The 16315-nt window shown below is 33.7% G+C and carries 3 protein-coding genes; 1 reads left to right on the plus strand and 2 read right to left on the minus strand.

The window, feature by feature from the left end; genetic code table 11:
* The first annotated feature begins 232 nt into the window (after nucleotides 1-232).
* The gene (locus OOT12_RS05220) at nucleotides 233-1129 is read left to right on the plus strand and encodes an Rpn family recombination-promoting nuclease/putative transposase (protein WP_264376226.1); all 897 of its coding nucleotides are present in this window, start codon (nucleotides 233-235) and stop codon (nucleotides 1127-1129) included.
* Here OOT12_RS05220 and OOT12_RS05225 read toward each other — a convergent pair.
* Both OOT12_RS05225 and OOT12_RS05230 read right to left on the minus strand, forming a co-directional pair.
* Entirely contained in the window at nucleotides 1113-14498 is a 13386-nt protein-coding gene (locus OOT12_RS05225; RefSeq protein ID WP_264685239.1) for an ankyrin repeat domain-containing protein, read from the minus strand. The genes OOT12_RS05220 and OOT12_RS05225 overlap by 17 nt on opposite strands.
* A gap of 101 nt (nucleotides 14499-14599) precedes the next feature.
* Nucleotides 14600-15838, minus strand: a complete 1239-nt coding sequence (locus tag OOT12_RS05230) for a hypothetical protein (protein ID WP_264376260.1) — start codon at nucleotides 15836-15838, stop codon at nucleotides 14600-14602.
* Nucleotides 15839-16315 lie beyond the last annotated feature (477 nt).

A 16315-nucleotide genomic window follows, 5' to 3' on the forward strand; every position in this document is an offset into this window, starting at 1 on the left:
CTTTGAGGCTGCTAAATCACGAATCCATTTGTTGGCCTTTTAATGTACCTTATAGAAGAGTTGATAAAAAGATCTATAAAAGGACGTCCAAGGTGCGTACTAGGGTCATCTATGAAGGTAGTTTTTTACCAACTCTTGAAATTTAGCTAACTTTAATAGACTTTAGCATAAAAACGTTGAATATTTCTTCACAATTGTGTATAATTATTAATGCTTTTTAGGTACTCGCGCTATGGCTCTTTCGAAGTTTCTCGATCCAAAATTAGACTTAACATTTAAAAAAATATTCGGTACTGAAAAAAATAAGAATATCCTTATTCACTTTTTGAATGATATCTTAGGCTTTACTGGAGTCAATGCTATTCAAGATGTTGAGTTCCTCAGCACCATTATGGACCCTGAAATTGCCTCTGATAAGCAGAGTATTGTTGATGTTCTGTGCAGAGATTCCACTGGGGCCAGATACGTGATTGAGATGCAACTCGCTCGTGATAAAGGCTTTGAAAAACGTGCTCAATTATATGCTGCTAAGGCTTACTCAAGGCAGGCTGATAAAGGTGGTAAGTACATTGATTTAAAGAAGGTTTTCTTTATTGCTATTTCCAATTGTAATTTATTTCCTGATAAGCCTGATTATATATCTAGCCATACCATAAGAGATGAAAAAACTAACGAGCATGACTTAAAAGATTTTCAATTTATTTTCATTGAGTTACCAAAGTTTCCTAAGAGTAGAGAAGAACAGCTAGAAAATGTAGTAGATCGTTGGCTATTTTTCTTCAAATATGCAGAAGAAACAACTGATGAAGATTTAAGGAAAATAGCAGAAAAGTCACCGATAATAAAGCTAGCATATGATGAATTAGACAAGTTTCATTGGAATGAGAAAGATCTCGTAGCTTATGAAGAAAGGGTCATGGATTTACAGAAAGAAGCTGCTATCTTGGAACAAAAACTCGATGATGCTAAACATGAAGGTAGACAAGAAGGTATCCAAATCGGCCATCAAAAAGGTAAAATTGAAGGTAAAATTGAAGTTGCAAAAAATTTACTTAAAGCTGGCATCTCTATTGACGTTGTATCACAAACTACGGGCCTTTCTTTAGATGAGATTAAGAAATTAATTTAACCTTATTCCTAGTCAAATGGCCTTGAACTGAAGCATTACTTAAATAACTTTGAGGCTCTAAACTCATTTGCTTTGCATCATCAACTTCTAATCTACCATCTCTGTTGTGTAATATCTGCTCTATTGATTGATTTAGCAGACCCTTATTAAATTGAGCTATAAACTTGTCAAATTTCTTCGGATTTAATTTACCAGCTTCTTCATCAGGACATGCTTTCTCTACATACGATTTTAAAATCCCTGAAATTTCATTGAATTTACCACCCATGATTTTTCCAGTAATCTCTTTGTGCATTCCCACAAAATCAATATTCAATCGATGCATTGATACACCACTTTTTAATCCAGCTTGCTCTACTACTTTCTCAAATTCCTTTGTAATATTTAATGCATAGCCCTGTGCTTCTAGTGGGGATATAGACTGACCTACTGTAGAAATATACTTTTGACCTGTAACTTTTCTAATTAATAAATCAAGTAACATTATTGTACCATTTACATCGATTGGTGGACTAATTTGTGAGATTGAACTTTGAGTGAATGTTTTCTCAGGTAAAGCAGCTCTAGAACCTAATAACCCACTCACAGAGCTTCTTATCCAACCAAATACATTTATCCATGAAGATGGTCTTGTGCCACTACTTGCTGCTATCTCAGGTTGATTTATAGCAAGTGGTTTTCTTGAAATATGATGACGAGCATGATCTCCATGGTGATGACGACGTCTGCGTTGCACAGGTTTTTCTCTTTCTTCCTTGAGTTTTTCTTTTAAATATTCCACAATATCATTGTGTCCTTCGCTTCTAGCAATATCTAGCGGTGTTCCATCAGCATTACATTTAGCATTAATGTTGGCCCCCTTAACTATAAGGTACTCTACTACATCCAAATGACCACTCCAAGAAGCCCAGTGCAGTGGTGTATGACCTTGTGTATCAGTATCATTAACGTTAGCTCCCTTGCTTATCAGATCTATAGCCTTATTAAGATCACCACCTTTTGCTGCGATCAACAATTTTTTATCTAAGTCTAATTGCGTTTGCTTCAAATATTCTACAACATCACTAAGTTTTTGATAGGCAGCAATATCTAGCGGTGTTTTACCAGCCTTGCACTTAGCATTAATGTTGGCTCCCTTACTTATAAGGTATTTTACTACATCTAAATAACCAACAGCAAGGTGCAGAGGAGTATCATCATTGTTATCTTTAACATTAACATTAGCTCCCTTGCTTATCAGATCTATAGCCTTATTAAGATCACCACCTTTTGCTGCGATCAACAATTTTTTATCTAAGTCTAATTGCGTTTGCTTCAAATATTCTACAACATCACTAAGTTTTTGATAGGCAGCAATATCTAGCGGTGTTTTACCAGCCTTGCACTTAGCATTAATATTGGCTCCCTTACTTATAAGGTACTTTACTACATCCAAATAACCAGTAGCAAGGTGCAGAGGGGTATCATCATTGTTATCTTTAACATTAACATCGACTTTCTCTTCATCTATAAAATATTTTACTATATCTAATTTACCGTTGGAAGCAGCACAGTGCAGGGGAACTCTGCCACTATTATCTCTGATTTCTAAAATATTTTTCTCACCCATAGAACATTTAATTATATCTAAATGATTACCTAAAGAAGCATTACATGGAAGAGTGCTACCATTATTGTATTTAAATATTGAATTAGCGTATTCTTCTATCAAAAACTTTGCAACCTCTAAACGTCCTCTCCATGCAGCATAGTGCAGTGGTGTGTAACCTTGTTTATCAGTATCATTAATACTTACTCCCTTGCTAAGAAAAAACTCTATGATATCTTTACTATTATTCTCAGCAGCAACATGTATAGACTTTTTACCATAAGGGCCTTTATCTGCAGCATTAATATCAGCGCCTTTCTTTACCAAAAACTCTGCAACTTCTAAATGACCTTTGTATGCAGCCCAATGTAGTGGTGTCCAGCTGTACTTATCTCTAGTATTAACATTAGCATTTCGACTAATAAGACTCTTCACTTTATTGAGATCGCCATTTTGTACTGCAGTCAGCAATTCTTTATCTAAATCTGACTGTACTTGTTCTATTATTTGTATTATATCTGTATAACCTTCTTGCACAGCCAAATCCAAAGGTGTTTTACCATCCTTGTCTTTAGCGTTAATATTAGCACCTTTATTGAGAAGAAGTTTGACTGTACTTGGTTTATTTCCTTGTATAGCTAAATGTAAAGGTGTTGAACCGTTATTATTTACATCATTAATGCCACTAGCATTTCTATCTAAAAGAAATTCAACTATTTCAAGCTTACTATCATACTGAGCAGCCACATGTAAAGGTGTATTACCATACACATCTTTAGCTTTAATATTAGCGTTCTTATCAAGAAGAAACTTAACTATGTCGAACTTGTTGCTAAAAACAGCAAAGTGTAAAAGTGTCCAATCATTACTACCTTTAGTATTCAATCCAGCACCTTGATTTGCAAGGCCTTCAACTTTATTGAGATCTCCATCTTGCACTGCAGTCAATAATTCTTTATCCAAATCTAACTGTGCTTTTTTCAAAAATTCTATTACATTTACGCGATTCTTTTGAGCAGCTAAGTCTAAAGGTGTTCTACCGTCGGCAGTTAAAGCATTAATATTAGCACCTCTCTCAACAAGATACTTAACTACATCTAATGAACCCAATTGAACAGCCCAATGAAGAGGCATCCAACTTTCATTATCTTTGGCATTAATATCAGCACCGTTATTTATGAGAAGTTTAACTATATTTAAATTATCCTTTTGAATTGCCCAGAACACAGAGACCCAACCCAGCCTACTTTGAGCATTAACATTAGCACCTCGTCTGATATTGTCTCTAACTTTACCAAGATCTTCTTTTTCTACAGCAATCAATAATTCTCTATCCAGATTTAATTGTGTTTGTTTTAAAATTTCCACTATATCTGTGTAACCCTTTTGCTCAACCAACTCTAAAGGTGTTTTATTGTCTTTATTTTTAGCCTTTAAACTAGCTCCCTTTTCGATAAGATATTTTGCTACGTTAAAGTGACCATTATTACAAGCATTATGTAGAGGAGTATTATCATTATTATCTTTAGCTTCTAAATTAGCACCTTGAGCAATAAGATCTTTTACTTTATCAAGATTACCATCCCTTGCATTAATTAATAACCCTTGATCCAACTCCGCCTTCTTCAAAATTTCTATCATATCTCCTTTAGTAGCTAAGTCTAAAGGTGTTTTATTATTCTCATCTTTAGCATTGACACTAGCGCCTCTATCAAGAAGAAGTTTTACTACGTTCAACCTTCCTGCTTCAACAGCAAGATGTAGAGGTTTTCTATTATGGTCGTCTTGAGACTCTATGTCAGCACCTTCATCAAGAAGAAATTGAGCTATATCCAGATTACCCTCTTGAGCAGCAAAATGTAAAGGCGTTCCCTGATACGTTATCTCATTATTAAATTTTGCACCGTTACTAACAAGAAGCTTGACCACACCCCATTTACCTGACTGAGCAGCATAAAGTATCGGTGTCCAATCACGCCCGTCTTGAACTTCGATACTTGCACCTCTGTCAAGAAGGAATTGAACCATATCCAAATTATTTCCTGATGCAGCAAAGTGTAAAAGTGTTTTACCTTCCTTATCTTGAGCATCAATATTAGCACCTCTATCAAGGAGTAGTTTTACTATACTACATTTACCTGACTGAGTAGCAAGAAATATTGGTGTGTAACCAAACTCGTCTTGAATTTCGGTATTAGCACCTCTGTCAAGAAGAAGTTTGGCCTTATCCCATTCACCAGCTCCAGAAGCAAGATGCAAAGATGTCCTACCAAGTTTACCTTGAGCATTTATGTCTCCACTGTTTGGAGCCTCTAAAGGTATAGAATTCTTTTGTGAATTAATAATAGAACTCACATTATTTAATTCATCAATACTATCTGAATTACGTATTTTATCTATTTCGTTACTTAATAATATTTCTTTGTCAGCAAATTTTATAGATAATGTTTCCATTTTAAGTTCTTTATAAAAATCTTTAAAATGTATAATACACAACTCACTTGCTTCTATATCAGCATTAAAGGCATTGGTAACTATCAGATCATATTTATCATGAAGATAGGTATACTGCCCTGCTTTTTTAGATATGATTAGTTTATTCTTTTCTTCCACGTCTTGAGGTGTTACTACAATAATTTTCTCATCAGAAATAAAGAACGAAGACTTTAAACCTAAACTATCATCGATTTCCATCGGTGCATTATCAAAAATAATTTGTAATTTTTTATACCACTTATTTACAAGGGCATCTTTCAACCTAACTGTTATTACATCTTGCTGCAAGCCGGTAGCTGATATAGATAACTTAATTAATAAATCACTTTTGCCTTTAATAACTGTTGGTATCGGTTTTATACTCAAATCCCTATTTATCTGCTGCACCAACTGATGTAGGTCTAATGTACTTCTTAAACTTTTCTTTCCATTGACATCATCATTAATCACTACTTCTTGAATAGGGAAGTTTTCAATATCAAGTGTTTCATAACCTGAAGTAATTGCACATACATCGTTTCCGCTTAGAACAATATTTCTTCTCTCACTTGCATTGAGTTCATTACATACATCTCTCCTCATAGAATCCGCAGCATTGCTTCTCCCTCTATTATTTAAATAACTATCTAAATATAACTTATTTTTTGACTGATTTAAAAAGGTATGCCTTTCAACATCTTCCACTATAGCAGATATTCTACTTGCTATTTGCTGACTATTTTCTTCAGTTAATATTAACTGATAGTCCACTGCAGTTTGATTATAACCATTTAATTCTCGTATGCTACGTCTCTTGCGAGTAGATCCACAATTTTCAATTTTCCACTTAAATTGACCACCCTCTTCATTTGAAGGCCAGGTAAACACATACCGCCTGTTATTGTCAACTTGGAAAGTAGAAGCACTATTAGGTGAATATAAGTACCTTCCATACTCAACATTCTTGAGATACACATTATCACCATTAGGCTCAACCTTCCACTTAAATTTATCACTATTGCTATTTGAAGGCCAGGTAAACGCATACCGCCTACCCCTGTCACAATCGTTTAAGTGGTATGTACAATCATCATTAGGCGAATACAAATACCTTCCATACTCAACATTCTTTAAATACACATTATCGCCATTGAGCTCAACCTTCCACTTAAATTGATCACTATTTCCATTTGAAGGCCAAGTGAACACATACCGCCTATCCCTGTCACACTTGTTTAAGTGGTACATGCAATCATTATTAGGTGAGTACAAATACCTTCCATACTCAACATTTTTAATACATATCTCTGAAGAAAATACTGCATTTCTCACTGATTCTGGTAATTTGTTTTTTAGCTTTTCAAGATCAGATTTCTCTTCTGAATTGACGCTAGGCGTTGTCATGGTCTCTCTAATAGAGTAAGCTAATTTGAACATTGCACCATCATTCTTTGGTATTTTGTCAAACGCAGCTATATAACCTGGAATAAACTGACCAATATAATGGTGACTGCGTATAAACCTTAATATTCCTTCTATACCTACACCCGCGTATGTGTCATTTACAGCTTCCTTAATTGCTTCATTAAACAACCTTTCATCGAAATTATAAACCTTATCTATGAGTTCAATAGTCGAAGCACTACGACTATGCAGTATACCCTCCTTTAGCACCTTTTTGGCTGCACTTTTTATTGAATCTCTTAAACTACTTATACAAGACTCTACCAATCTTTTTGCATTAGATGGAATATTTGCTTGGTTAACAACTTCCTTCTTTAAAAATCCAACCTGTTTTATCATTTTAGATGCGTCATTACTTTTAGTCTTGATCCTGTTACAAAGAAGTTCAATTACACCTGAGTCATTATTGTAAGCAGCTAAGTACAGAGGTGTTCTACCATCGTTGTTTTTAGCCTCGATATCAGCACCTCTATCAAGAAGAAGATTAATTATATTTTGCTTGGCTTCTTCAACAGCCAAATGCAGGGGTGTCTGACCCTCCTTACTTCTAATTTCAATGTTAGCACCTTTATCTACAAGAAAACTAACCATATCAAAGTTGCTGTAATGAACAGCATAGTGTAAAAGTGCCCAATTATCATCGTTGCAACTAGTTAAGGCATTAATGTCACCTTTCTTCTCTAAAAATGATTTAAATACACTTTTGCTTAATTTCACATTACCGTTGTAAACAGCATAATTCAAAGCTGTCCAGTTCTGTGAACACTGATTTTTATGTTCAACATCAGCAGTACTTTTTTTAGCAGCTTTATCAAGAAGAACTTTAACTTCATCCTCTTTACCTTCATAAACTGCTGTGCTTACCAATGGTTTTAATACCCCCAATCCTGAAGTTATCATCCGCTTATTGCACTGATCTATTATGTCTGAATCATAACCATTCAGCAAAAGATCATTTTCTAACTTTTCAAGCAATGTTAAAATCTGATTACTACTTGGCGTTTTATTTTTTAATTCCTCAATTTGTTCTAAATTACAGGAACTTTCTGTAAAGCTAACCCGGTCTTGCAGTGAAGGAAAACCAAGACATTGATGTGCTGAGTCTCTATTTTCTCTTTCAAAATCGTCAACTGATATTAAACATTTAAAGTCATTTTCTACTTTAGGAGTATATTTACTTCTATTTTGGTAATTTTCTGAAGCTTTATCAATTAAAGCTTGTATTTTTCTTACCTCAGATAAACTAAACCTATCTAATCTACGGAGCGTTATTGGTTCTAAACCTAGATCAAACTCCAACGTAGAAATTCTATAAGATTCAGAATTATTCCAATTGTTCATGTTGATCGTATGATTAGACTTCTTATCACGAAATATCAGATCTGTACCACTACTAGAAACTTCAACCTGATCCGGAGTAATATTTTTTAGTACCATTACTCCTATTCGTTCCTCATCTTGTCCTACAGAAATAGAGATATTTTTTTCTAATTTTTGATTGTGCTGAATGATACTAGTAGAATCACTAAAGTCTTCAATATATTCTTTTACAATTCTTTCATAATCACCTCTAAGTTTATCCTTATACTCCACTACATTATCAACATTTTCTAATAAGCCAGAAGATAGGAAAAGGTCATTATTATTCCATAAAGAATAAGAAATATTTTTCCATTTATTTCGGTTAGTATAAAACCCTTCTATTCTAATAATAAAAGGAATTTCACTTTCTCTTATTAATAAGAGGTCATCTTTATCTTTATATTTTTCAATATCTTCAAGACGGGAATCTATCACTACATGATCATCTTGAAAATCTTTAGGTAACACAAACATGTTTTGAGCTTGTGTAGAGTGGAAAAAAGGAACTAATTTACCCTTTCCCGAAGAAGAGGGAGAACAAAACATTGATTGTATATTGGGGATAAAAGTTTCTCCTTTTTTGTTCATAACTATAAGATGCCTATAATTAGGATCTTGAAAGTAATTTTTCACTCGAATGTTACTATTATTGTATTTTAAATACAGATCACATTGCTGGATTGAAAAATCTTTCTCAACTGCCGACATAAATAGTGTATCTAGTTTTTTATCACTTGAGTTATTATCAATTTTAACTTCTCTACTATTTATATCATTGCTAATAAAATACACATCACTTCCTCCTCCTCCCCTAGCAAACATAGTTCCTTGATCGAAGTTTATTACATCATCTTCCAGAGAACCAAAAACCATATGTGGAACTGCACTATTACCATGATTCTGTACTCTATCTCTGATAACACTAAAGACTTTGTAATCCTTGTTATTGTTTAGAATTTTCTTATAATGACTTGCAACATCGTCAAAATTATCTAAGGAATGTTCTGAATGTAATTCAAATGAAGTAATTTTTATAGTTGATGAATCTGATCTTTCAATCTTAGGAACAATATTACTACCATTTTTATCTATTAGTACAAAGTAAGGCTTATTACTGCTTCGCTCAACGTAATTTTTTATATCGAGAGTAAATTGATTATTTTGACCAAAATTTATTTTCAAAGATAAAGTATTACTGTTTTTAGAGTAAGTTATTTGATCACAATCACTTAATAAATCAAATTCAGGAAAACTTACAGTTCCTGTTCCATCTACGTCAATTTCTGAATATAACCCCCTACCCTTATAGTCTGCAGTTTTTACGTAAAAAGTATAATTGCTTTTTCTACCTTTGACTCTAGTATACGGCGAAATAATTACTTTTTTGCAACTTTCAACTACATCTTTCTCATTGTTGTTAGAGCCACCACCACTATCTATGATAACGTCACGATCATCGGTTCCTGTAAAGTGTTCAGAATAACCCATGCACGAAATCTCATCCACCTTGTTCTTTCTTCCAACATAGTAGTAATTAAAGATGCCATTATTATCAATTTGATCATTGATTAGCCAACGACCATTTACTCTTGCCTTTAATGACCCAGAGGCACTAGGCTTAAAACGATAGTCAATCACACCTGTAACTTTATTTTCTGCTAATTGACTTAGATCAAGTATATTAATAGAGTTACTTCCACCAATCATTTTGCCTGAAAAGCTAGGGTTATTTACAAGAACAAACCTGTTCACTACATTATTACCACCAGTTATTTCTGCTGTACCTGAGCCAATTAGAAAATTATTGTGCCACTCATTACTTCCAACAATTGTACCTCTGTTTACATTTTGTAGATCATAAACAATTGTCTTGTCTTTCTGCGCCACGTTTACTCTACCACCTTGGTTAATAACCATTGCATTTTCACAGTAGTATACAGCCGACTTAACTGAGCTTTTAATACCTTTCTCATAATCTTGATTAGTAATCTGTGGTAAACAAAGCATGTTAGCACCTTTGATATAATCAGGTACAACACGTGAAAGATTTTTTGTATTGGCATTTTTCCTATTCATCATAATCGTTGCATAATCTGGACGAAGAGTATTACCACTTACTTTTCCAAGACCAACACCATAAGCAATAACACTATTAGGAGCATTATTTAAAGCCTTCCAAACTTGTTTAGCTAAACTATTAACTATGTCTTTCCTAGCTGCAAGATGCTGCACATCAGCTGCCATAGGTTGAAAAAGAAGTGTACGCCAAAAAATACTCCAATTCTCTCCATGGGTTGTATCATACTTTTTCTTGTACTCTACGATATTGCTAACACCACTATAAATTCCGCAACCTACCATGAGCCCAAACCCAACTGCAATACCAACTACCGGCATACTTGCTGCTGTAAGAGCAACACCAGAAACAAATGACACACCAGAAAAAGATATAGATGCTATATTATCTCTTATTTCTTTCTCTCCACATGGATTATCACTATTCTCTCTTTTTTTACAATCTACAAGATTACTTGCTGACATGCCTATATCAACAATATCAAAGACACCAGTTAAAGCTCCTGCTGTACCTTTCGCTATTGTACTTCCAAATTTTACTCCTGCAACTCGAATAGCAAATTTTGTCTGTTCACCTAAAGCACCTGGTATAACTTTTCCTACAACCTTTTCAGCTGATGTTACAACTCTTGGAGTAATTTTAACCATTACATTCTCAATTGGTTGAGATGCAAAAGACCATCCTATTCCGCCTAGATTTAATCCACAATCCGTTGCTGTTCCATCCTTACAAGACACAATGGCACCATGGATCCCTCTTATTAATTGTATCCCACCAGCAGCATTCATTAACCTGCTTTTTAGCTTTAGATTTTTTGTTAAACTACTCTCTTGATGTACAATATCACCGTGCAAATCCTTGATACGTTCATTCTGGACATAGCGCTCATATCCTTGATCTTCAATTACCTTATCAACTAAATATTTATAGTCACCTTCAATATTTTTGTTCCTAACAAACTCCACTAGTTGAGCATTTTTTGCTTCATCTTGACTATTTTTAACATAAGTTAGAAATTTTTCGCTATCAACTATAATTTTGTCCACATTATTTCCATCTACTTTCCCTTTACTAAACTCTTCCACATCACCCTTTGAAAATAAACAAGGATTGATACTTCTTCTACTTCTACCTCCTCCTACGCAACTATTTAGGTCGAATTTTGGTTGTTGTGTCCCAGCAAGTACAGCCTCTAAGTTAGCTATACGTTGTGGATCTATACTTAATGTGTTTGAAATACCTTCTCTCATACGTATAAAATGATTTTCTCTTCTTTGAATTCGCAAATGGTTACGTATTTCATCAGGAATATTACTTAATCTATTTCCTTGCAACACAGTATTAATATCTCTAGCGTTTTCTAACGCCCATAAGCCGCAATTATAACCATCTCTTTGTTGAATAACAGAAACATCATTAACGGTAATTTGAGCCTGTTGTAAAACTTGACGAATATTATCTGGAACATTATTACCCAACGAGTCTACATAGTATCCATTATACTGCCCATTTTGATGGGAGATGACCAACGTAACCCAGTGATTATTATCTAAATTAACAATTAAAGTTAATGGCCTTCTTTCACCTCTTGTTGTTACTCTATCTTGAAACTGTTGCAATTGATTAACTATATGTTCTGGTGATCCCACTATTTCAAACAATGTGTCAATTCCATAATCGTATTTTATTCTTGCAATATCAGCTATATCATGTTGTTGAAGCCAATAATGATAATCTTTTTCTGCTGTTGCAGATTCTAATGTACGTAAATTCTCCTCTTGTATACCAATATTTTTGAGTCTCTGAGTTACCTCTTGTATTTCTTCTAAATGTTTTCTCTTAGCTATGTCAATAGAACTATGAACTACTATAGCAGAAACAAACTCATCACTCGTTAATATTAAAGAATTTTTATCTTTAGCCTTCATATTAACAACCACACCCATGAAAAACATTTTATCACTATCTGTAATTGCTTTCAGTGCCGCCCCTTTAGCATATCTAACATTTTGTTCTTTTGTTAATTTATCAACTTCTTTTTTCATTCCTTCTTCATCTAAGTTTTTATCTATAAGCTTAAATTCTAGCGCTATAGGAGTGTATTCTTTAGTACCCTGAGGTGAAGGACCAATACCTTGAATTACCATATCTACACGACCACCTGCTCCTACTTGAAATTCAGGTATAATTACAGTCTTTGCAGAATCTTGTTGTTTTGTAGAAGTCTCTTTTAGCTTCAAATCACTGTAACTACTAAGTAAACCATTAAGAACAGCTTGTAACCTTGCTTCATTAGTAATCAAATCTTTAATAGGGTAAATCGTATCTGCTACTTCAGTAAGCAACACTTTATACGCTTGCAATGAACCCTCACCGTCGGAAGCATGTTGAGAAGTGATTGCTTGATCAAATTTTGCCTTTAATTCATCAGAATTAGGTATCTCAATAAACTTGCCATCTGTAAATTGTTGATCATTACCACTTGATTCATATTTACTTATCTGTTCTATTTCAAAAAGGTCTTCAAAAGATAACCCTGTTTCATATTTTTTGAGACTCATTTTAATTTCTATAACATTGCCTACTCTTCCTATTTCAGGTATGTTCAGCACTGGAATTTTTTTATCAGCATAGAATTCTTTTGTATTGGACTCTCGTATATGAAAAATGAATGCTGTGTTTTCTTGCCCTTCATTACCTTGAACAAATATTAATGTCATAACCGGGCTTTTGGACAAAGTGTACTCCGTTCCTCCAGACCAATCCAGAGGGTACTCACCATATGAGTATATATATTTTTTAATGTTACTTTGATCTTGACCAATCTTGTTGATTAAAATTGATTGACCTAATATGTCTCGACTGAAATAGTAATGATCTTTTGTTTCTTTATTTGCTGGAAAAGTATGGTATTCACTTGATAACAAATCCGTTATTTCTTGCTTAAAATCTTCCTCAGAAATTTGTTGATTATCCCACTCGCCAACTAGTTCGATAAATTCCTCCATCAAAGGAGCTGGTGGTTGTTTAATAGGTTGTACTTCGGTTTTAAACGGTTCCGCGTCATCTAAATTTAACCCAACAGCAATGGCATTATCTGCATTGGTTAAAATCCTCATCTTATTTGGTCTAAAACCTTTTATATAATCTTTAGCTTGCTCAAGTGCATCACTTGGATCAACTTGTCCTTCAGTTCCAGCCTTGAGTTCAATAAGAATTGGAACTGAATCAATAGCACGATTAGGCCCACGAACAAGCAAAACAATATCAGCGTAACCTCCACCAGCAAATTGTTCCAAATAGAGTTTGGTATTATCACGATATCGAAAATTATCGAATATTCCTGCTACAAAGCCATGTTGAGCAGCTTCACGAGCCTTAATGCCATAAACATTAGCTTGTAAGTCTAAATTGGTATGAATTTTTTTAATATAATTTAGAATGGCTTTAAGATTTTCCTGAACTTGATCTATTTCTGCATCTGGGTTAGCAAGCTTTTCAATATAACTTTCTAAATAAACAGACTTACCCAACCTTTTTGTCACTTCCTGAAACTTCACTATAGGCTCGATGGGTTGATCTACAATCTTCTTTTTACTTTCTACCTTAATGTTTATTTTTTCATCTTCTCCATCACTCTTTAAGGTATATCCTTTTGCTGACGTGATTCTTGATAACTCCTTTCTAACATCATCACTAAGATCTTTACCTGACTTATCTAAAAACTGCTTGATTTCATCAAAAAATTTATTTTTAAATGCATTATTACCTTTTAATTCATCAGGACCAATTTGTATCGTTTGAGTATTTCCATATACATCCTTAGCTTTACACTTCAATACGTTATTCCTCAAGTATAAATATAACTTCTTCGATTTAACATCTTTATCTGACTTCGATCTGCTTTTTACTAACTCATACTTATCTTTTAAAATTTTTATTACATCAATTTGAAGCTTATGCGCATCTGATTTAGTATAATCTCTACCCATCACATTCTTCCACTCACCTGTGGTGAATTCGAAATTCTTAGTATTTGTTTGTTTAGAATGTTGAGCTTCTATATCTTCAGTGAAAATAAAAACATGTATTTTGGATTCTGTTTCTGCTACAACTTTTAAAGTTCTCGCCCCCTCAAAACGAAAGTGCAATTTCTTTATGCCTAACTTGTCATTAAGTTTAGTATCTAATACACTGGAAAAAGAACCTAAAAATCGATGAGGAAAAAAGCCAGGCTTTTCACTAGAATGTAAATAAGATTGTATTTGATCAACCAACGACTGATATCTTGCTTCAAAAGATTTATCCAGTGAATCAGAAGTTGAAGAATCTACTTTCCCAAAAAGTAACTCCATTAGCTCGAAATCTTGTGGTTTTTCTTGCTGTTGATCGTTATTAACCATAACTAGCCCCCGATTTTAACCCTTTACAAATTTTATCCTCACTAAGCTCTTTGCATGCTTTCGTTTAAGTCTAAGTAACTGAATTTTCCAAAAGAGAAACTCTACACTTCGCCTCTAACACCACTTACCTTCTGCTGTATAGTTTCTACATCTAATGATGAACTTGGTAACTGAGTATCACCTGCCCCACGATGCAATTGCGTGTTTCTAACTCTCATAAACAGCTCATATTCTGATTTATCTTCTTCCATAATAGAGTACATTTGCTCTTGGCTAAGGGAGTTAACAATTTCAGATAATATTTTAACAGCTTTATTTCCCTTAATAAGAGAAGCAACCAAATCTCTGGTTGATGAGAGTTGTTCGCTTAGCTTATTTAAATAGTGTTGTTTATGAGACTCAAAGCCAGGACTATTCCACATAGAGGTAAGCATATCACTACCAGATTTGATAAAATTATCATCTGGTGCAGAAACAAGCGAGTTTAATGCCGAAAACATTGATGTACTATAAGCTTCAGGAGATAAATCTTCTGGCTTTAAATGTTCAAATAGCTTTCTAGCATTTTCGAAAGAATGGTTTCTTCTTAATATACTTAAAGTATAATAACACCCATGTTGTTTAAAATCCCTTTTCAATAACTCATGATACTTATCTTCATGAAGGTAACGTAGACAGAAATCAACCATACCAACATCGTCAGTGGAAAAACGCCCTTTATTATATGCTACCTCCATTAATAAATCTTCTTTCCTTTTTGGGGATACAGAACCAATTGACTGTAACTTATTCCAGAAGAATTCCAAAGCTTCAACATGCTTTTCCAGCATTGCACATTTAAAAGCGTAAACGTATGGATGCTCATTATTTAATTCTAACTGATGTTCCTGGTTATTCATAGCATGTGACCAGTAGACCATTAAAGCCCCGTTATCACATCCCTTAACTAAACTCTCTACTGGCTTATTACCTAATGTTAATTTAAATTCCTCAAAAATAGCTCTTATCTCGTCTTCAAAACAACACCAGCAGGCAATTCTGTAACGGTCAAAGGAATCAAGAAGAGATTTCTGTTCATCTTCAGTTTTCAAGTCTAACAATTTTTTCCCTAGTGCATACCTATCGAGTTTAATATAACCTAAGGTATCATCGGCTTTCCAACAAATTTCGCTTTCTAGAATTTTCTTTAAAAAAGGTGGTAGTATTATGCTATTCCATCTACTAAATAGTCCCTGATATGCAATACAATATCTCTTAATCTCTAACCCTTTAAACCCTTTATGAGGATCATCTTCTTTGATAGACGTTAGTAATATCTTTTGTACATCTTCGTAATCCATACTTACCCCCTAACAAGATTTAATATATTTTAGGCATATTGCTCTACCTTTAAAACTTTGTCAATTACTATTTTAGAAAAATTTTCTAACCTAAAGTGGTTTTTAGTAAAAGGCTCTTAATAGGCTTAATATACGATCTTTTGTTCATTTTTTAATTCTGTTTTTTATAAGTCTACCTTAGTGATTATTCTAAAATAAACTAGTATTAATTTAGCAAAATATATTATTAAGATCTCAAGTAAAATAACCATTTTCAGCACTAAAAACGAAGGGCGGTGAGAAGTGTTTTTCTTGGGATGGCATGGTCTACCAAATGATACATACGAACTTTTTTATATTCTGACTTTGCTATACGCTAAAACTAGCCATATTAGCCCATTTCATCCATATCTACATACGAACTGTTTTGCCTAAGCTTATTGAAATAATTTAAATCTTCTATTTTTATAACCTTATTTTTACGCTGCTTGTTCTCAA

This window comes from Wolbachia endosymbiont (group B) of Parapoynx stratiotata (genome assembly GCF_947250635.1).
Taxonomy (GTDB): Bacteria; Pseudomonadota; Alphaproteobacteria; order Rickettsiales; family Anaplasmataceae; genus Wolbachia.

Coding starts and splice junctions, on each gene's coding strand:
- OOT12_RS05220 (WP_264376226.1), top strand. CDS start 233: ATGGCTCTTTCGAAGTTTCTCGATCCAAAATTAGACTTAACATTTAAA.
- OOT12_RS05225 (WP_264685239.1), bottom strand. CDS start 14,498: ATGGTTAATAACGATCAACAGCAAGAAAAACCACAAGATTTCGAGCTA.
- OOT12_RS05230 (WP_264376260.1), bottom strand. CDS start 15,838: ATGGATTACGAAGATGTACAAAAGATATTACTAACGTCTATCAAAGAA.